Raw genomic sequence first — 18,489 nt, 5'->3', positions numbered from 1 at the left:
AATATGACACACAGACGTAATTTTGCCATCTGAAAATTTATTCAATTAATAAAATAATCAAAATGAAAAAATTAAGCATTCTTATTATCCTCGCCATATTAGCCGTCCTGACCGCATGCGACAAAAACAACAATACCAATGATCCGGCAACCAACCCGGTATTTTCTGTGAAACTGGTTGATGCAACTTCTGGTTATGATGCTGTGAATGTGGAAGTACTTTATATGGAAGCTAACATGGGCAATGGTTGGGTTGAATTTCCGGTTGAGCAACCCGGTGTTTACAACCTCCAGGAATTCACCAATGGAAACACCATGCTCCTGATCGGCGATACATCAATAACCCCGGGCATGATGAGTGAATTACGCCTTATCCTTGGCACGAACAATACGGTAGTTGTAGATGGCATCTCTTATGAGCTTGAAACTCCTTCGGGCCAGACATCCGGCTACAAAATCAAAATGGATCCGCAACCATTGGAATTAGGCGGCCTGTATCGGTTAATTATCGATTTTGACGTAAGTGTTTCAGTTCATATGACCGGCAATGGCAAATACATGCTTAAACCCGTTGTAAGAGGTTACCTGGAAACGGCTGTCGGCGCAATAGCGGGCACGATCAGCCCTCCGGCAGGTGCATATTATATTGAGGCTTTAAACTATACAGATACAACCGGTACGCTTATTGACCCGGTTACAGGCGAATTTCTGATCGGTACTGCCATGCCAGGCACTTATAACGTCACTTTCTACGCTAATCCCGGTTTTTCCGACAGAACTATCGGAGGTGTCGTGGTTTTAGCAGGGAACATCACCCAGATGGGGATCGTTAATATCGAATGATTGATTATACTCATCAGTATCTATAATTTTCTATGCCGGCCGGGGCCATAAGATCGGGCGAAAGAGCGATCGGACGATATTCGATATTCGATATTCGAAGTAAATCTTACAAACAAATCGCATATCGCCTGATCGTCTGATCGGGATTTCGCCTGATTAGAATACAAGGTTCCTTCCTCAATTTCCCATCGTGTTTTGTGCATTTTCATCTGCCACCCAGTTACCCAGTCACCCAGTCACCTATTCACCAGTTCTTCCAGCTCCCTCCCGTAATCGTATTGCAGATCTTCGTGTAAGGACAGCATCGTATTCTTTATGGATGCTATTTGTTTGTCGTAGAGGGTATTCAGAGCTGTATTGTGATGAATCGGAGGTTTGAATTGATTCAGTTTGGAACAAAAATAGATCAACAGCTCAACCTCTGTCTCCTTTTTCTGTGAATAGCGAATGTATTTCCTGATATTTCTCAGGATTTTCCGAATGCTCTTTTTGATGAAATATGAGGATGTCCTGTTTATTTGCTCAAACTGTTCGTCCACTTCTCTTTTTACGCTTTCGATATAGGCCTGTTCATCGGATGAATCAAACAGCAGGTAGGTCAGTAATTCCTTGTTTTCCTTCTTGAACCGCGACAACCGAAGGCATAGCTCAAGCAACTCGTTCGGTGAACGCTGCCTTAACTCTTCCTTGAGTTCTTTTATGGAAACGGCTTTATTTATTTTTCTTCTTTTTAGGTCCGATGGTCTTTTCTATGTAAAACCGTCTATGGTCCCGTAAATTTACAAAAACCGTAATTTCTCTTTCCAGCATTTAATCATTGATATTTAAACTCTAAATATTCACTATTCAACATCCGAAAACTTAACATTAACTCCTCCCAATTCTGCGTAGCAGATAAAGTACTGTAGAAGCAACAAACATAGAATCAAAAATTCCCCGGAAGGGATCAACAGAAGAAATTTGGAGATAATGTTTTAGAAAAGAAAAATACATGATCATGATTATATTCCGTAATTTTAAGAGCGAAATCCAAATCAAACAATAATTTTCAAACTCTTTATATTTTCCGCTTATATTGAACTTCTTCCGGACAAATACTAAAAGGATTGATGCATCATGGCTTCAACAGATAAATCATTCAAAAAACTTGTATTGATTCTCTTCCTGATTGCCTTATTGCCGCATCTTGCTTCAGGAACCAGGAAATATGTGCCTGATGATTACCCGACAATCCAGGAAGCAATCAACAGCATTAACGCAGTTGATTCAGTTATTGTACGACCAGGATTTTACCAGGAGAATCTTGTTATCACCAATAAAGTAGTGAAACTGTTTTCTGAATACATTTTTACGAATGATACGGCTGTAATCAGCCAGACAATCATAGACGGGAACCAGGCTAACACGGCTATCTACATCAACAACAATAATTTTCAGCTTTGCGTTATCAACGGATTTACGATTCAAAATGGTCGGTCTGACTGGGGAGGGGGAATAATGTGTTGGGAAAACTCCACTGTCCGTATTGAGAATTGCCATGTCCGGAATAATTTTTCAACCGGATACGGGGGTGGAATAGCTACTGCCGGGAATTCCCAGGTGAATATCGAAAACTGTGAAATAATGAATAATTCAGCAACAAATGAAGGGGGTGGAGTTGAAGTAGGAAATTTCAGTAGAGTCAGCATTAGTGATTGTATTATTTCCGGTAATTATGGACAATATGGAGGTGGAATTTATAATTGCACAATTCCGTTAGCCTCAGAATACAAATTCGGCTTGGCTGTTAACAGGTGTATCTTCACCAATAATTCGGCATATGCCGGTGGAGGGTTTGCCAATGCCTGGGTTCCGAATGAAGCTAAAATTGTGAACTCAACTTTTTACAATAACCAGGCAAGTAATTCCCCAGAAATATTTATCTGGGGGGGTAATTCAATCTGGGTCATAAATACCATCATTTATAATGATTCTGCATTGGTCAGGGATGTGATGGGAATTGGTGCCTATGGAGGCTTAATGCGTTTCGACTATTCGCTGATATATGGCGGAGAAAGTACAATTATTCATAATGATACAAGCGCATTATTGATTTATTCTGAAACAAACATTGATACGATACCTTGTTTTGTCGATTCATCGAACGGAGACTTTCATCTCGAATCTCTCTCACCATGCATTGATGCTGCTATCGACTTCTGGTACATACCAGCGCTTGAAGTCCAACCAGGAGAAATATTCTTTTTCAGAATTGGAGATGTCTTAGAAGTTGCGCCCGAAGGCTCTATCCTTGCCGGCGATACGCTGGTTTATATTCCACCAGATGAGTATTACGGCTCAATGCCAGATATGGGTGCATTCGAGTACTATCCTCCGATTAGCGTAAAAGAATTCCAGGTGCATGAGCGTTTATTCATTTACCCTAACCCTGTCAGAAACAAATTGAACATTAAACTTCCCGCTGATAGTAAGAAATCACAACTGTCCCTTATCGATTTGGAAGGTCACCTTTTATTTGAAGAAAATATTAACGTTAATGAACCGATAATCACTTTGGATGTTTCTGGATTATCCTCAGGTTTCTATTTTCTCAAGCGAGGGGATGAAGTATACAAAATCGTAAAATACTGAACAATGTTTTACACCAAATCGTACACCAGGAAAATGAGAACACTCGGAAAGGGCTGCTATTGCAGGGATATTAAATCCAGGTTCGATTCCTGGTGGGGCTACAAGATCAGGATTTCGCCTGATTAGAATACAAGGTTCCTTCCCCAATTTCCCATCGTGTTTTGTGCATTTTCAACTAAAATCCTTGCTTTTCGACCAGGTATTTGTCTATTTGCATTTTGTAAATTACAATTTGTAAGTTACAATTTGTTATATTTAAATTAAAACCAGGCAATGACATCTTTTTTAAATACAGGGACTTGCTGACAAAGCAGCAATGGCTTCTTTTAAAGGCCATTGCTCATGAAGGTGAGGTGTATTCTCCGACATCCAAAGATTTTATTTCGAAATACGCCCTTGGAAGCTCTGCCACGGTATTGCGGTCACTACACGCTTTACTTACCAAAGAAATGATCTTTTCCGATTACAATCCTGACGGAATTATGTTTTACAGCGTCTATGATGTGCTTTTTAGAAGATGGATACAGCGTTTTTAACATGAACGCCGTTCCTTTGCCAATTTCTCACCGTGCTTCATAAATTCTGAATTAATGTCGATCATAATCGCCAATATTACGTATATTTGGCGATTAAAGAATTCGAAATGATTAAAAGAACACTGGAAGAACTTATCGGCAGCAGGCTTTTTAAAGGAAAAACCATTCTTCTGCTTGGCCCCAGACAGGTTGGGAAAACTACTTTGATGAAGCTCAAAGGTTGGATAATTCAGGCTTGACTTTGAAGATCATCCATGATAATTGCCCTGAAATTCAATTGGCTGCCACTGGTTCCAGTTCTTTTGAGCTCACCGATAAAATCAAGGAATCACTGACTGGCAGAAAGTGGACTTTTAAACTATTTCCACTATCTCTTGAGGAACTAACTGCACAAACAAATAAAGTTGAATTGATACGTTCACTTGAAACCAGGATGATTTTCGGCTCATATCCTGAAGTCGACTATATAGAAGAATTTGACGGGAAAATTCATGCCTACGAGTTTAAATGGCAGGATACCGGCAAAGCCAGGGCTGCATCAGCTTTTTTAACCGCCTATCCTGAAGCGGAAATAAAAGTCACCCAGTCACCCAGTCACCCATTCACCAGTTCTTCCAGCTCCCTCCCGTAATCGTATTGCAGATCTTCGTGTAAGGAAAGCATCGTTTTCCTGATGGATTCAATTTGTTTGTCGTAGAGGTTTTTCAGCGCTGTATTGCGATGGATCGGAGGCTTGAATTGATTCAATTTTAAACAAAAATAGATCAGCAGCTCTACCTCTGTCTCTTTTTTCTGCGAATAGCGAATGTATTTCCTGATGCTCCTCAGGATTTTTCTAATGCTCTTTTTGATGAAATACGAGGATGTTCTGTTGATTTGCTCAAATTGTTCGTCCACCTCTCTTTTTATAGTTCTGATATAGGCCAGTTCATCGGACGATTCAAACAGCAGGTAGGTCAGCAATTCCTTGTTCTCCTTTTTGAACCTCGATAAGCGAAGGCATAACTCAAGCAGTTCCTTTGGAGAACGCTGCCTTAACTCTTCCTTGAGTTCTTTTATGGATACGGCTTTATTTATTTTTCTTCTTTTTAGGTTCGCTGGTCTTTTCTATGTAATAGCCTTCTCTTGAAAGCAGGTGGTCAAGGTTGGCAATGCCATAAACAACCACGGCCGTTACAATGGAGGTGTGCTCCTGGTATTCCCTGATGCTTTTGTTGTACAGGTCTCTTTCGGTATGCCAGATCTCATGATAGCTGAAGTCATATCCTTTCGGATCACCGGTATTTAAGCTGATGGTGGGCACTCCCAATACTGCGAACGGGCCGCTGTCGGTCCCCCACGCTTTCTCAGGTTTCTCCGTGGGTTGTCGCTCATTGATGGTAAATGGGAAATCGGGGTTGATATCGTTCAATGGTGCACAGATCTGTTTAAAATCATCCATCATTGTCGCGGAAACACTCACTCCCGTCGGTACGGTAGGGCCTCCGTCACGGTTGACCATGTTGGAGATCCTGTCCAGTTTATCCCCGTTCCGCTCGATCCAGCTTTCGGAGCCTAAAAGTCCGAACTCTTCACCGGCCCAGAGAATGGCCAGGATGGTCCGCCTGGGTTTTCCGCCTGCTTCCATGATCAGCCGGGCGGCTTCCATGGTAGGAGTGGCCCCGGAACCATCATCCACGCCACCCGTAGCCACATCATAAGAATCCAGGTGCCCGCTCATGATGACATATTCATCGGGGTATTCAGTTCCCGGAATAATTCCAATGACATTGTGATATTTTACCGGCCCCATCCTGAAATGGTTGCGGATGTCGAATTCAAGCAGAAAATAGCGCCTTTCCTCTGTCATTTGTTTGATGATCTTGTACTGATGCTCATCCAGTTTTATATCAGGAACGGTTGGAAGGTTCTCAAATGTCATATTGTTGATGTTCTTCCTGTCGTACATAACCCGGATTGGTGTTTTGGACGACTGGATGATGCCCAGTATTCCCGCTTCGCGCATTTCTCTGTAAAAGAGCGCGGGTTCTTCATTCAGAAGAAGCAGCTCTTTTTCGGGAATGCCCTTGTCACGGTTGTTCCGGTTCTCGGTCCTGATCTTGTTGTTTTCTTCCTCTGTTCCAGCATTTACTATTTTGATGGAATCCCGGATGCTGTCGGCTCTTGCGGAAAAATCTACGGGCCAGCCTTCGTTTTCTCCCGAGATCAGTACCCAGGCGCCTTTCAGTCTTCCCTTCATGCGGTCAAACTCTGCCTGTGTCCGCGGCTCGATAACCACATGACCACGCTGGACACCTTTTGTTCCCGAGGTATAGGAAGGTGTGGCAAAGTGCAGGTACATACCTTCATCCGAAAGCATCCTTCCAAACCAGGGGCCGCGGTTAAAGCCTACCGGAAGCTCCCCGGCTTCGTCCATTTCAACCTGCATGCCCCACTCCCTGAATTTACCGGCGGCCCATTCGGCGGCGTTTTCAAATGCATCTGATCCGATGGGCCGGCCCCCGAACCGGTTGCACAATATGTCGAGATGGTTCATGGTTTGATTGTCGGTTTTCCCGGTCTCAATGATCTTTTCAACAACGGAAACGGTTTGAGCCTGGGTGAAAATTCCCGGCAGCAAGCTGAAAAATAGCAGTATCGTAAGTTTATGCTTCACAGGAGTCGGTTAATGATTATGGTCGCGTAAATGTAGCAAAATCCGTAACTACTCTTTCCAGCTTTAATGATGTTCTTTTCCGGAGATGGATGCAGCGGCTCTAAGCGCCGAACATTCAGCTTTAAATTCCTTATTCAATTTTGCATCGTGTTTCGCTTTTTTTCAATTATTTTTCCTACTTTTACCCCATAAATTAAAAAACCAACCTATGAAACTAAAATTCTTCATCTTATTTGTTCTCTTTTTGGGAATCGGTGCCATTTCTTATGCACAATCACAGACCAGCGCCCCTGCAGAAAAAAAAGACGCACCTGCTCAGGTCGTAAACCCTGATCAGGGCAAAAGCGGCGAGTGCCCGGGTCACCAGACTACTGTCGTCAAATCGGACTGCAAATGGGTGGATGCCAACAATGATGGCATCTGTGATACTTGTAACAAAACCAAAAAGGACTGCATGGACAATTGCAAAACAGGATCAGAAAAGAAATGTGACCCTGCGAAATGTTGCCCCAATGGTGGAGCAAAACCCGCTGGATGTTGTCCTTCCAAAGATGGCAAGAAAAGCGAGTAAATGCTTTTGATCAAAAATCCCATGATCAAAGCCTTCATCCTCACTTTAATCCTGCTCCCGTCTTTCCTCTTCTCCCAGGGTTCCCTGAAAATCCGGCTTAACGCTTTTATGGATGAATGGCATACCGATGCGGCAAGAGCAGATATGCAGGCTTATGCAAAGGGCATAAAAGGTCATTTCATTAAGTAGATTACTTCCCGGGTATTGATACCAACTTTTATCCCTTCGACCGTAGCGTTACTAACCCTTACTTCAATTGCCTTTTGTCCCAGTTCTGAGTCATACCCGATTATTTTTAATTGAATCCCTTCCAGTTCGTTGATGCCCAGGGCATTATTCAGTGGAAAATAGTATCCTTTGTTTTCACAGGTTCTTAGCAGGATCCCTTTCAGGCTTGCTACAGCGAAAAATCCTGAATCGTCGTGAATTGCAGTGGCCAGAAGCACTTTCGATTCGTCACCGGCATGAATGATCATATAGCTTGCCCGGGAATCACTTTTTATCTCCCCGTCAATTTCCCAAAGGACCAAAACCCCATGCCAGTCCGGGTCCATGACATAATGCACCCAACCCACATCCGATGCATACACAGGAATCTCAATAGTGTGTTCTTCATATGAATTTGCTCCAAGAGTGGAAAGGTCTATTCTCAGCTTATTAGAACCAATTTTTAATACGTTCTGACCATAATCAAACAGGATCTCTGCAGGCGGATCAACAATCGTGTCACCTGTTATTCCGGGAGTGTCGTAATTAATCTGATAATTACAAAAGGCTTTCTGGGGAAGCCATTCCGGCTCAACCGTTCCGATGCCATAACTCTTCATCGAAAGAATTGCCCATAAGATCAAAACGAATAAAACACGGAGTTTTTTCATAGTTTAAACTTTTTGGTTTGGTTTTTTCAAACGTAAGTTTAAAAAAAGGAAAATTACAAAATTCTGATCTGAAAACAAAAGATTTAGCAGATCTTTAGTTGATGTCGGTTATTGATTAGAAATCAGTGCTTTGCGCACAAAAAGCGTAAATCAGGAATGTCAGTTAACACTCTTTGCATCCTTCTAAATAAGCTCTTCGGCCTTTGCATAACCCGAATTCAATATCTTTGATTAAAAAAAATGCTGAAAGCATTCTTCTCATATAAAACATCAAATCCGATCGTTGTTATCATTTTATTCTCCCTGGTGGCCGTAATCCTCCGCTTTTTCAGTTTCTTCCCGAGCGTGATTGATCACGACGAATCTACCTACCTTGAAATAGCCAGGATGATCCTGGCGGGCAATACGTTGTATGTGGATATGATCGACATCAAGCCGCCGGGTATTTTCCTAATCCTGGCGGGTTTTCAAGCGGTGTTCGGATATTCTATTTTTGTTCTCCGGCTTCTAGTAACTTTATGGATCGCAGTCACTGCTTTCATGATCTATAAAACAAGCGGGCTGCTGGTGAAGAACGAAAGGGCTTCCCTGGCCGCCGGGATCATTTACATCTTTTTTATTTCAACCTGGTCGTTTTATGGTATTTCCATCACCCCCGAGATCTTCTTCAACCTGTTTACCATTTCAGCTTTATACGTCCTGCTGAAAAAGCAAAGCCTTGTGAATTATATGCTTGCAGGGCTTTTAGCCGGGATGGGTTTTATGGTGAAATACCTGGTGATATTCGATTTCGCGGCATTCATGATCTTCTTTATTATCCTGAACCTGCGAAAAAAAGAGAAACTGAACCTCACAAAGATGACATTTTCCATCATTCTCGCCGGGATTGGCTATTTCATTCCTTTTGCCCTGATGAACCTCTGCTATTATCTTAATGGTCATTTCGATGCCTTATACAACATCGTATACCTGGCGCCGGCGAGATATCCATCGGAATTCGATCCCTGGAGGATGTTGAAATTTGTACTCGATTTCCAGATACACTTTCTTCCTGTTTTCTTCTTTTTCTATTATGTTTTGATCAATAAAAAGTTCACCGGACCGGAAATCTCATTAACGAAAAAGCTTTGCATTCTCTGGTCTTTCTTGGCCCTGGCAGCCGTGCTAATTGCCGGGAAGGCATTCCAGCACTATACTATCCAGCTTATGTTGCCTGTCAGCCTGATGGCCGGTGTTTTCTTTCATTCAGAGAGGTATCTCCCTGCTTTCCTGCACCAGCCGTTCAACAGGAAAACGGGACGAGTTATCCTGGTAGTTCTCATCCTTTTGATAACCATGATGAAACTTGAATATTTTTTACGGAAAGACATTCCCCGGGAAATAGCAACCTACCTGAAACCAAAGCTCAAAGCAGAAGATGTCATCTATACCGGAAATTATCATCACATCCTTTATTACCTGTTGAAAAAAGACAGCCCGACGAAATATACCCACCGCTCGTTGCTGTTAAGAGACAATCATATTAAAGCACTGAACATAAATGCTGATGAAGAATTCAGGCATATTATGGCACATTGGCCGGTTTATATTATTTTAGAGAAAGAATACCCGGCAGGGATAATGAAGGATTTCATCAAAAATAATTATTCTGTTGAAAAGGATTTTAGTAATGGGATTTTGCTTTACCGGCTAAACAATTTCTAATTTCTAATTTCAATTTTCTAATTTCTAATTTCTAATCTAAATAATTGTGACCCTGAAACATACAAGTTTTAATGTTGAACATCGGTCAACCGACAACCGGTTTGAGGTTGATCTTGGAAAGGATAAGGCTATCCTGATTTATATGATCAAAGCGGGGCTGTTTATTCTGCTTCACACCGAGGTGCCTCTTCCTTTTGAGGGACGGGGCATTGCAGGGGAGATGACCCGCGCGGCGCTGGAATATGCAAAAAATGAAGGGCTTAAGGTAAGGTCTTACTGCTCTTATACCACCGCTTATATTGAGAGGCACCCGGAATACCAGGACCTTGTGGGGTAAAGTTTTTACCGGAAAAGGTTCTCGCTGATTTACGCAGATAAAGACAGATTTTCGCTGATTAGTTTTAATGCAATGATAATCAAGAATCTGCGAAGATCAGCGTTGTAAATCTGCGATTATCTGCGAGAAACAACAATTTTCCCCTGAAATAACCTGTTATCTTCCTGAACTGCTGATATTAAATATATCCCTTCAGGCAGCGTTTTAATTTCAATTCGATAATTATCCTTTGCTATTGAATTGATCCTGAGCATTTCTCTCCCCATCATATCAGAAATGACAATGAATTTAGCGGATCCGGGAAGCTTCAGGTTCACTGCATCCTGTGCCGGGTTAGGATAAATCAAGAATGTGTTTTCATCATTCCTGATATCATCCACCCCGACGACCCATTCTTCAAAACCTCCGTTGGCAACAAGGTTATCACCACCTGTTTGCCGGAACCGGATATCATCGATCCAAATGTGGGCGGTTGTGGTGAAATTATAAAGATCCGGCTGGTTATAGAATTTGATCAGTACATAGCCGACAACAGCCTGGGCTGGGATAACGCCTTCCCGGCTTATCGTCTGCCATTCGGATGAATCAGAGGAAAATACCGGGGCCTGCCCGAATACATCGAATCCGTAAGTATCATAAAAGTCGGCGTAAACCTTGACCTGGCCGGCGGTATCGTTATCAAAAACATCAAAAGAAAATTCATAAGCTGCTCCGGGTGTAACATTATAAACATCAGACACCAGGTAAGGAACCGCACCGCTGTTCAGTTGAAGATGGCACGATTTCATCCCTTCCGAAAAGAAAGATTCATCAGGATAAAGGGTGACATCTTCATTGGGATTGATCTCATCGACGGTCCAGTTCAGCGGCACCTGGGTGTGCACAGTGGCTCCAATCAGAAGGAAGACGAAAAAAATTGCGATAAATTTCATTTTAATTTAATTATTTATATGTATGATACGAAAATACAAATATCTTTGAACAATATCAGTCATCAATAGTTTAAATTACAACCATTAAACCTTAAAAAATGAAACTATGAGTACAAGAGCAATTTTAGCCGGCATTGCCGGGGGCATTTTCGCTTTTCTTCTGGGTTGGCTCATTTTCGGTATGTTCCTGATGGACTTCTACACCGCGAACACTACAGAGTATGTGGGCCTTATGAAGGAAACGCCAAACATTGTTTTAATTCTCTTAAGTAATCTGGTATGGGGACTGCTGTTCGCTTTTGTTTTTGATACGTGGGCAGGGTTCAGAACTATCGGCCGTGGTATAGTGGGCGGTATTATTCTCGGTTTACCGATCATGTTGAGCTTTGATTTATATTTCATGGCCTTCATGAATTTATACAGCGGCACCCTTATTATTGTGGATGTCCTTGCGAACACAATTATGGCAGCCCTTATGGGTGGCTTGATCGGATTTATCCTCGGCTTGAAGAAAAAAGCTGCTTAGACACTTATTTAAACTGATATCATTCGATCGCTTCTTTCCGGTAAGGTTCCGGGAGGAAGCGATTTTTATTTTCTCCCTTTTTAGATATTTTCGAAAGCAAAGCGTTTCCCTGAAGCTTATGGTGAAATAAGTTTCGGTTAAATTACTGCATGTAGCTTTTTACTATCTTCGCATAAACTCTGCAGCTTATGCTCGTCATTGGTATCGCCGGCGGATCGGGATCAGGGAAAACCACCGTTGTCAATAAGATCATCCAGGGGCTTCCGTCTTTTTCCGTTTCCATCATCTCCCAGGATGCTTACTATTGGGATAACGGCCACCTGTCGCCCCAGGAAAAAAAAAGGATCAATTTCGACCATCCCGACTCCATCGAGTGGGAACTGCTCATTCATGACCTCGACTGCCTTATCGCCGGGCATCCCATTGAAATGCCGGTTTATTCCTATGTAAGTTGCGGCCGGTCAAAGGAAACCATCTCCGTCATACCCAAACGGGTGATCATAATAGATGGGATTCTCATCCTGACCAACGAACAGCTCCGGAATCGTTTCAACGTGAAAGTCTTTGTCGATGCTGATGCCGACGACCGTCTGATACGCATTATCCAGCGCGATATCCTGGAACGCGGCCGTTCAGTGGATACTGCCCTCACTCACTATGAAACTTTCGTCAAGCCCATGCACCTTCAGTTTATTGAGCCCTCCAAGCGGTATGCAGATCTTATTATACCCCAGGGCGGGGAAAATGAAGTAGCCATCGAATTGCTGGCTTCCAGGATCAACTGGAAATTAAACCAGGAAAAGTAATGATCATCATCGACAATACATCTATATCCGATGACCTTTACTTCGTCCGGTTCTGCTGCCATCTCCAACGCTGCCTGGGGGCCTGCTGCGTGGCAGGCGACGCGGGGGCACCGCTGGAAGAAGCGGAAATCTCCATCCTCGAAGATGAACTTGAGAATATCAAGCCTTTTATGACCGAAAGAGGGGTAAACACCATTAAAGAGACCGGGGTTTTCGATTATGATATCTTCGGAAAGTTCGTTACACCGCTGGTAAATGACTGGGAATGTGCCTTTACCAATTTTTCGGACGGAATCGCTTTTTGTGCCATCGAAAAAGCTTATTCAGAAGGAAAGACTAAATTCCGCAAACCCGTTTCCTGTCATCTTTACCCGGTCAGGATAACTACTTATGAGAATTTTATTGCGGTAAACTACCACAAATGGAATATTTGCAAACCGGCACTCAAAAAAGGAAATAAAGAAGGGATCCCGTTGTATAAATTCCTCAGGACAGCCCTGGTCAGGAAGTTCGGGCTGAAATGGTATGAAAAGCTCGAAGCGGAAATTGCTCAAAGGATGAGCAAACAATAACCCTTTGTGAACCTTTGCTTCTTTGTGTAGCCTTGTGTAACAACTCCCGGTTAAGCATGTTTTTTATATATATAGATTCTGTATTTTTTGACGCTTTTACCTCCTATTTTCTCCATTATTGAATTCATTTTCAAATTATTTTCCAACACATAGCAAGCTTCGCCATGATATATACCCATGGTAGCCAGGTTCTCCTGTATTTTTTTATACAAAATTAAATCAATACCCTTGTTCCTAAATTCGTCGAGAACGCCAAGTATCAATATTCGCGCATTGTTGATCTTCCGTTTGTACCATAGAAATTTCAGGATCCCGAATGGCAAAAGTTTTCCTGATTTAATATGACTTAATACCTGGTTCAAGTCGGGAATGGCAACAATAAAACCAATCTGTTGCATTTCTTTCTCAACAATCAGAACCAGTTTTTCAGGTACAAATTGCCTGAGTTGAAGTGCTAATTCTCTGAATTCCTTTTCAGTTAAGGGCAAAAATCCCCAGTTGTCTTTATTCGATTGATTGTAAACCTCGCGTAAAGCGCTGATTTCCTGATCCAGTATTTTATAGTTAATGGTTCTGATATTGATATCCGAAGCTTTGAGATTATCGGTGATTCGATTTAACACCATTCCAATGGATGGTGATGTTAATATCTGATCACCAATGAAATAGGAGGACAAATCCATTTCTTTTATAAAACCATATCGGACCATAAAATCATTATAATACGCCTTATTGTATGGCATCATTACAACAGGCGGCGTGTCGAATCCTGAAATAAGCATTCCGCATGAATCATTTGTTGTAAAATTTTCAGGGCCAATGATGCTTGTTAAACCTTCATTGCTAAGCCAATTTACTGCTTTGTCCAGCAGGGCTTCAGCTACATCAAAATCATTAATTGATTCAAAAAAACCGAAAAAGCCGCATTTCTCACCAGTATGTAAGATGTGATTATTATTTCGTATCAAAGCAATGCGGCCTGCCAGCTGCTTTGCTTTATATGCCAGGAAAAAATTGACTTTTGAATGTTTGAAAAAAGGATTTTTCTTCCGGTCGAACATCGTCTTTTGGGAAATATATAGCTCCGGGACATAATTTGGATCATGCCTGTATAAAATGTTAGGAAATTGAATAAACCTCCTGAACTCGCTTTTTGACTTTACTTCACGTATTTCAATCATGACCTAATCAATTACCTGTTTTTCGAGTGGTTTACCATAGCGTTTGTATTCCTCAAGACCACAAGAAGGTACAAGCCTTCCTTCAAATAAAATTGCATCAGGACAGCCATCACACTCATCCCGCAAACCGTTCACAAATCCGGGAGGAATTATATAACAGAGCAATTGTACGGTTGCACGCCGGAATAGATTTATCGGGTTATGTAATATTTCTTTAAGAAAATTACGGGCGACAACTCTGAAGTCTGAAAGAAATATGCTTAATAATATAATTTGCATAAAATTCAGGTAGCTCCGACCCTTCCCGAATTTGTAGGCATATTTTCCATTGAACAGATGATGCAGCATCTGAAATGACTCGACAAATTTTGGGCCCGTATATCCGAGAATCTTTTTGTTCATGACAATCCATGGTGACTGTAACCATTTAATACCGGCATCTTCTAATTTACTTCCCAGGTAAGCTGAATACCGGATATCGGGAATATTTTCCTGCACCTGTTTGCACAGATCTTCTGCATAAACCCATTTTGAACTATCAATTTGTTCGCTTTTGTCGAAAAGAACCTGCCTTATCGGAATAAATGTGACAAAGTCGACAAGTTTTGAATTATCTATGGACCATTTGATTACAGAGCCAATTTCATGAAGGTTGTCGTGATTGACAACACAAAGGAATGTTAAATGAATGCCTTTAACAGCATACACCATTTCTCCATAGTGCTTTCGGAGAGAATTGAGTTCTTCTTCGGTAGTTGTCCTTTTCCGGCTTAAAGAATCGACCCTGATGATAAGGCCGGCCAGACCTTCTTTTTTGAACCTGGCAATGATCCCGGGTGTTAAAAGAACCCCGTTCGTATGAACAAAGGGATACATTCCATTATCCTTAATAAAGCGAATGATGCTACCCAGTTCCGGATGTAAAAAAGGTTCTCCGCCACTGACAGATATGATCTGACAATTTCGCAACCGTTTCATTTCAATGATATTCTCTTTCACTTTCTCAATCGGTTCATGAATCGGAATATTGTCGTCCCTGTCGCAGCCTCTGTAACATCCAGGGCATTTGAGGTTGCAGTCGGTGGTTATCTCAACCCACCCGTTCGGGTTATCGTTCTTAGAAAACGGCAGGCGGTAAAGAGACGAGATTTCGGGAAGTCCATATGTTGTATTCATCGTTAATTGTATTTAGAAATTCATCATACAATAAGAGGTGTTTCACCCCTCTTTACATAGGATCGGTAATGAAGATTTACGGCGAAAGCAAAAATATGCTTCAATGGATACTTCAGGATTTGTTTATTTAATAGCGTCCTGGAGATTATTCCGTGCAGTGAAAATATTTTCCCGTTAAGCCAATGATACATTTCGGTCAGTTGTTCCGGTGACATCTTTTCCGGATAATGAACACATTCCGAAGCCGTATAATGATCGAAATTCTCATGTATTAAACGACCTGCTGCCTTAAGTTCAATATAGAGCTGTGTTGTAGGAACCGGAGTTAAAAAATAAATTCGCAACAATGGAATTTTACACTTTCGAATAAAATCATAAGTTGCGTTTAATGATTCCGTGGTATCACCATCTGTACCGATAATCATTTCCGCACTTACCATGATCCCTGCCTTATTGAAAGCTGCCATTAACTGTTGGTGGTCATCAACTTTGAGCCACTTTTTATTCAGTTTATCCAACCCTTCCTGCGAAATACTTTCTAATCCAAGGCTAAGGATTTCACACCCCGATCGGGCAACCAGTTTCAATAAAGACTCATTCCTGGCAAGATTCATTGTGCATTGGCTCGACCACTTCATTTTTAAAGGGAGTATCTTTCTGCATAGTTCCTCAAGGTAAGCAGGGTTGCTTACGATGTTGTCGTCAATCATATAAAACTTATGATATCCAAGACTTTTAATCTTTTCAATATCCCTGATTACCTCATCAACAGGCCTTACCAGATGACGTCCTTTATATAAACAAGCAATAGAACAAAAGCTGCAGGTATGATTACAACCCCTTCCCGCTTGTACCGGCAGCATGTCGCCAATCCTTTTTTCGGCAAGCAGTTCGTATCTTGGCAATGGTAAATTATGAAGGTCTTGAACAGGATTATCATAAATGCGTTGCAGACAACCAAACTTTTCAAAGTCTGATAACAGCTTCGGGAAAGAAATTTCTGCATCTCCGATAACAATACTATCAGCGAATTTCAATGCAAGCTCCGGGATCATCGAGGCCATGTAACCTCCCATAAAAACAATCTTTCCTCTTTTTTTAAATTCCCCGGCAAGGTCGAACGCCCTGAAAATTGCGTGTCCCATTGCACCAATACCTATTATATCAGCATCAGTATCGAAGTTTATATCCTCAATAACTTCCAGTCTTACTTCTACATCCCAGTATTTTGGAGCCATTGCAGCCAAAAGGGGAAATACCAATCCCGGCAGGTACAGTTTCTTCTGCTTCACAAGATCCCCATTAGAGAGATATTGAGATGATTGTATTAAAATGACCTTAGGCATTTTCCATAAACTCCATAATTTTTATTTTGTATTGCTTTTTTACCTTGTTCATTCCTCTTGCCATTTTTAACTGCATATGAAGCGGATACTTCAAATGGCTGATAAGGTTTTTCGGGTTTAGTACAATTCGAACATAAAGGTTAAGGATGTTTTTGTAGAAATCTTCAAGACTCATTTGTTCAGGACGAATAGTCACATGGGCGAGGTCCCATTTTGCAAAGTCGCTTCTATTGATAACCAGATCTTCTTCATTCACTATCAAGCCGGTGCCCTTTAAAGGAGTTAATGGTTGAAGGTTTACAAACTTTATTCCCAGGCCAATCATGATATCACCTGCTTTTCTGAAATCACTCAAACTCCATGAAGGTGAAATAATAACGGCAGCATAACAATCGACCTTGTATTTATTCAATACGGCCATAGCCAGCTTGTTCGTATTGCTGTTAGTTTGTTTGTTAAAGTCATTTAGTTCAATATCTTCAAACGATTCGAGCCCTACGATTACTGTTCTTAAGCCAACCTCTTTAAATTCTTTTATCAGCTCATGATTTGCCGCGATAAAATCAGCTCTTCCATACACAAGATATTTTTTTTTAATCCCCCGTTCTTTTAATAATCTGATCAATTCTTTAGTGCGGCTTACACTGATCAGAAAATCATCATCTACAATATAGATCTCCTTTTCTCTAATGGAGGATATTTCATCCATTACCTCATTCAGCGGGCGTGCATAGTATTTATCTCCGGTTATTACCCTACAGAAGCAAAATTTACAATGATAGGGGCAGCCAAACGATGCTTTAATTAAAGCCACTTTGTTATGAAAAACATAAAAATATTTGCTCCTGTACTTCTCAGTGAGGGTGCGCTCTGGCACAGGGTTATAAAAATCATATTCAGGAAGGTTGTCTTCGTCTAGTAACTCATCAGTTTTCAATATTCCTGGGGGGAAATGCGATTTCCCGGTAAGGAAATCAAAAAGTTGTGGAAATGATCTTGTAGCATTTCTAACCACTCGATAATCAATAGCTTCATGATTAATATCTTCCGGGAATTTTTCAACATGCACACCACCCACAATTGTAATGATATTCTTTTTAATCAGTTTTGCTGCTATACAATATTGGATAATAACCGGAATGTGGGTGATATAGCCGGTAACACATATAGCATCAGGGTTGAAGTCGTTAATGAAATAATTTATATTTCTTTCTTCGAGTATCATGTCAACAATTCGTACCTCATGCTCCCCTTTGATAAGAGTTGCTAATATTTCGAGTTCCAAAGGTTCAACAATCATCAGATGCTGTAAGCCTATGGTGTCAGGTGAAGGTTTCGGCCGGATAAATAATACTTTCACTGCGTCTTTTTTAATTGTGAATCAATTTTCAATTTTAAAAACGTGACATTTTTCATTCGTTTTCGAGTAAGACATTAGATTCTTGAATAGTTTGAGCAATCCGAAAATCACGGGATTTTTATGATATAAAAACATTTTTCTTTCGCTCATTGCTCCACCAAGCCTGGTTTTTGCAATTTCGGCTGTTTGTCCAAAATCTATGATATAATATTTATAATCAATAGCAGCTTCTATAATGCCCAGCAGATTATTATTGTATGATTGGAATTGGTCCCTGAGTAAATAGTTCATTCCGCCAAAAAAGAAAAAATCGGGTAGGAAGCGGCTCACGCCGCTGTCCCCCCACACCACCCGGCATACTTAATCGTACCAAGGCGGTTTCTATTAACTTTTACACCTTCATCCTCAGATATAAGGACTGTAAACCTTGTTGAG

The 18,489-nt window shown here is 41.3% G+C and carries 21 protein-coding genes; 11 read left to right on the top strand and 10 right to left on the bottom strand.

Annotated features, from left to right (window positions below; translation table 11 throughout):
* The first annotated feature begins 62 nt into the window (after positions 1 to 62).
* A complete protein-coding gene (locus M0Q51_09650) occupies positions 63 to 842 on the top strand; it encodes a DUF4382 domain-containing protein (protein ID MCK9400237.1) in 780 nt (259 codons plus the stop codon).
* A gap of 236 nt (positions 843 to 1,078) precedes the next feature.
* Here M0Q51_09650 and M0Q51_09645 read toward each other — a convergent pair whose 3' ends face one another.
* Positions 1,079 to 1,498, bottom strand: coding sequence for a hypothetical protein (locus tag M0Q51_09645; GenBank protein MCK9400236.1), 420 nt, complete (start codon positions 1,496 to 1,498; stop codon positions 1,079 to 1,081).
* Positions 1,499 to 1,958: 460 nt separating this feature from the next.
* On the opposite strand from M0Q51_09645, the gene M0Q51_09640 reads away from it, so the two are divergent.
* The 3 genes from M0Q51_09640 (at position 1,959) to M0Q51_09630 (ending at position 4,640) form a co-directional block, all read left to right on the top strand.
* Positions 1,959 to 3,473: a T9SS type A sorting domain-containing protein gene (locus tag M0Q51_09640; protein ID MCK9400235.1), complete on the top strand. Its 1,515-nt coding sequence runs from the start codon at positions 1,959 to 1,961 to the stop codon at positions 3,471 to 3,473.
* Positions 3,474 to 3,772: 299 nt separating this feature from the next.
* Positions 3,773 to 4,009 carry a hypothetical protein gene (locus M0Q51_09635; protein ID MCK9400234.1) on the top strand — a complete coding sequence of 79 codons (237 nt, stop codon included), beginning with the start codon at positions 3,773 to 3,775 and terminating at the stop codon, positions 4,007 to 4,009.
* Positions 4,010 to 4,250: 241 nt separating this feature from the next.
* Positions 4,251 to 4,640, top strand: a complete 390-nt coding sequence (locus M0Q51_09630) for an AAA family ATPase (protein ID MCK9400233.1) — start codon at positions 4,251 to 4,253, stop codon at positions 4,638 to 4,640.
* Here the strand turns inward: M0Q51_09630 and M0Q51_09625 are convergent.
* Positions 4,604 to 4,972: a hypothetical protein gene (locus M0Q51_09625; protein ID MCK9400232.1), complete on the bottom strand. Its 369-nt coding sequence runs from the start codon at positions 4,970 to 4,972 to the stop codon at positions 4,604 to 4,606. The two genes, M0Q51_09630 and M0Q51_09625, sit on opposite strands and share 37 nt — an antisense overlap.
* Before the next feature lie 106 nt (positions 4,973 to 5,078).
* Complete coding sequence (locus M0Q51_09620; GenBank protein ID MCK9400231.1) at positions 5,079 to 6,665, bottom strand: M28 family peptidase; 1,587 nt, start codon at positions 6,663 to 6,665, stop codon at positions 5,079 to 5,081.
* A gap of 208 nt (positions 6,666 to 6,873) precedes the next feature.
* Here M0Q51_09620 and M0Q51_09615 point away from each other — a divergent pair, with 208 nt between their 5' ends.
* Both M0Q51_09615 and M0Q51_09610 read left to right on the top strand, forming a co-directional pair.
* Positions 6,874 to 7,236: a hypothetical protein gene (locus M0Q51_09615; protein ID MCK9400230.1), complete on the top strand. Its 363-nt coding sequence runs from the start codon at positions 6,874 to 6,876 to the stop codon at positions 7,234 to 7,236.
* Complete coding sequence (locus M0Q51_09610; GenBank protein MCK9400229.1) at positions 7,237 to 7,425, top strand: hypothetical protein; 189 nt, start codon at positions 7,237 to 7,239, stop codon at positions 7,423 to 7,425.
* Here M0Q51_09610 and M0Q51_09605 read toward each other — a convergent pair.
* Positions 7,410 to 8,114 (bottom strand): hypothetical protein, encoded by a 705-nt coding sequence (locus tag M0Q51_09605; protein MCK9400228.1) that lies wholly within the window; start codon positions 8,112 to 8,114, stop codon positions 7,410 to 7,412. The two genes, M0Q51_09610 and M0Q51_09605, sit on opposite strands and share 16 nt — an antisense overlap.
* Before the next feature lie 240 nt (positions 8,115 to 8,354).
* Between M0Q51_09605 and M0Q51_09600 the strand changes: the two genes are divergently transcribed.
* Positions 8,355 to 9,818 (top strand): glycosyltransferase family 39 protein, encoded by a 1,464-nt coding sequence (locus M0Q51_09600; GenBank protein MCK9400227.1) that lies wholly within the window; start codon positions 8,355 to 8,357, stop codon positions 9,816 to 9,818.
* 46 nt (positions 9,819 to 9,864) lie between these two features.
* Entirely contained in the window at positions 9,865 to 10,155 is a 291-nt protein-coding gene (locus M0Q51_09595; GenBank protein MCK9400226.1) for an N-acetyltransferase, read from the top strand.
* Between the two features lie 116 nt (positions 10,156 to 10,271).
* On the opposite strand, the gene M0Q51_09590 is transcribed toward M0Q51_09595, so the two are convergent.
* Entirely contained in the window at positions 10,272 to 11,087 is an 816-nt protein-coding gene (locus M0Q51_09590; protein ID MCK9400225.1) for a T9SS type A sorting domain-containing protein, read from the bottom strand.
* 106 nt (positions 11,088 to 11,193) lie between these two features.
* On the opposite strand from M0Q51_09590, the gene M0Q51_09585 reads away from it, so the two are divergent.
* The 3 genes from M0Q51_09585 (at position 11,194) to M0Q51_09575 (ending at position 12,991) form a co-directional block, all read left to right on the top strand.
* Entirely contained in the window at positions 11,194 to 11,613 is a 420-nt protein-coding gene (locus tag M0Q51_09585) for a hypothetical protein (protein MCK9400224.1), read from the top strand.
* Positions 11,614 to 11,801: 188 nt separating this feature from the next.
* Positions 11,802 to 12,419, top strand: coding sequence for a uridine kinase (gene udk, locus M0Q51_09580; GenBank protein MCK9400223.1), 618 nt, complete (start codon positions 11,802 to 11,804; stop codon positions 12,417 to 12,419).
* Entirely contained in the window at positions 12,419 to 12,991 is a 573-nt protein-coding gene (locus tag M0Q51_09575; protein ID MCK9400222.1) for a DUF3109 family protein, read from the top strand. The genes udk and M0Q51_09575 overlap by 1 nt, the downstream gene beginning before the upstream one ends.
* A gap of 50 nt (positions 12,992 to 13,041) precedes the next feature.
* Here M0Q51_09575 and M0Q51_09570 read toward each other — a convergent pair whose 3' ends face one another.
* Genes M0Q51_09570 through M0Q51_09550 form a run of 5 tightly spaced genes read right to left on the bottom strand, consistent with a single transcriptional unit; the run spans position 13,042 to position 18,345 of the window.
* A complete protein-coding gene (locus tag M0Q51_09570; protein ID MCK9400221.1) occupies positions 13,042 to 14,172 on the bottom strand; it encodes a hypothetical protein in 1,131 nt (376 codons plus the stop codon).
* A 3-nt stretch (positions 14,173 to 14,175) separates the two neighbouring features.
* Positions 14,176 to 15,348 carry a radical SAM protein gene (locus tag M0Q51_09565; GenBank protein MCK9400220.1) on the bottom strand — a complete coding sequence of 391 codons (1,173 nt, stop codon included), beginning with the start codon at positions 15,346 to 15,348 and terminating at the stop codon, positions 14,176 to 14,178.
* A gap of 23 nt (positions 15,349 to 15,371) precedes the next feature.
* Positions 15,372 to 16,640, bottom strand: a complete 1,269-nt coding sequence (locus tag M0Q51_09560; protein ID MCK9400219.1) for a B12-binding domain-containing radical SAM protein — start codon at positions 16,638 to 16,640, stop codon at positions 15,372 to 15,374.
* 46 nt (positions 16,641 to 16,686) lie between these two features.
* Positions 16,687 to 18,054, bottom strand: a complete 1,368-nt coding sequence (locus tag M0Q51_09555; GenBank protein ID MCK9400218.1) for a cobalamin-dependent protein — start codon at positions 18,052 to 18,054, stop codon at positions 16,687 to 16,689.
* A gap of 21 nt (positions 18,055 to 18,075) precedes the next feature.
* Positions 18,076 to 18,345 carry a hypothetical protein gene (locus M0Q51_09550; protein MCK9400217.1) on the bottom strand — a complete coding sequence of 90 codons (270 nt, stop codon included), beginning with the start codon at positions 18,343 to 18,345 and terminating at the stop codon, positions 18,076 to 18,078.
* Positions 18,346 to 18,489: the final 144 nt, after the last annotated feature.

The organism is Bacteroidales bacterium (assembly GCA_023229505.1).
Taxonomy (GTDB): Bacteria; Bacteroidota; Bacteroidia; order Bacteroidales; family JAGOPY01; genus JAGOPY01.
This window is presented reverse-complemented; position numbering and strand designations above follow the sequence as displayed.

Bases quoted from the DNA above. Each gene is read 5' to 3' on its own strand.
- M0Q51_09590 (MCK9400225.1), bottom strand. From the start codon at position 11,087: ATGAAATTTATCGCAATTTTTTTCGTCTTCCTTCTGATTGGAGCCACT.
- M0Q51_09565 (MCK9400220.1), bottom strand. From the start codon at position 15,348: ATGAATACAACATATGGACTTCCCGAAATCTCGTCTCTTTACCGCCTG.
- M0Q51_09640 (MCK9400235.1), top strand. From the start codon at position 1,959: ATGGCTTCAACAGATAAATCATTCAAAAAACTTGTATTGATTCTCTTC.
- M0Q51_09575 (MCK9400222.1), top strand. From the start codon at position 12,419: ATGATCATCATCGACAATACATCTATATCCGATGACCTTTACTTCGTC.
- M0Q51_09550 (MCK9400217.1), bottom strand. From the start codon at position 18,345: ATGAACTATTTACTCAGGGACCAATTCCAATCATACAATAATAATCTG.
- M0Q51_09650 (MCK9400237.1), top strand. From the start codon at position 63: ATGAAAAAATTAAGCATTCTTATTATCCTCGCCATATTAGCCGTCCTG.
- M0Q51_09600 (MCK9400227.1), top strand. From the start codon at position 8,355: ATGCTGAAAGCATTCTTCTCATATAAAACATCAAATCCGATCGTTGTT.
- udk (MCK9400223.1), top strand. From the start codon at position 11,802: ATGCTCGTCATTGGTATCGCCGGCGGATCGGGATCAGGGAAAACCACC.
- M0Q51_09605 (MCK9400228.1), bottom strand. From the start codon at position 8,114: ATGAAAAAACTCCGTGTTTTATTCGTTTTGATCTTATGGGCAATTCTT.
- M0Q51_09615 (MCK9400230.1), top strand. From the start codon at position 6,874: ATGAAACTAAAATTCTTCATCTTATTTGTTCTCTTTTTGGGAATCGGT.
- M0Q51_09570 (MCK9400221.1), bottom strand. From the start codon at position 14,172: ATGATTGAAATACGTGAAGTAAAGTCAAAAAGCGAGTTCAGGAGGTTT.
- M0Q51_09585 (MCK9400224.1), top strand. From the start codon at position 11,194: ATGAGTACAAGAGCAATTTTAGCCGGCATTGCCGGGGGCATTTTCGCT.
- M0Q51_09610 (MCK9400229.1), top strand. From the start codon at position 7,237: ATGCTTTTGATCAAAAATCCCATGATCAAAGCCTTCATCCTCACTTTA.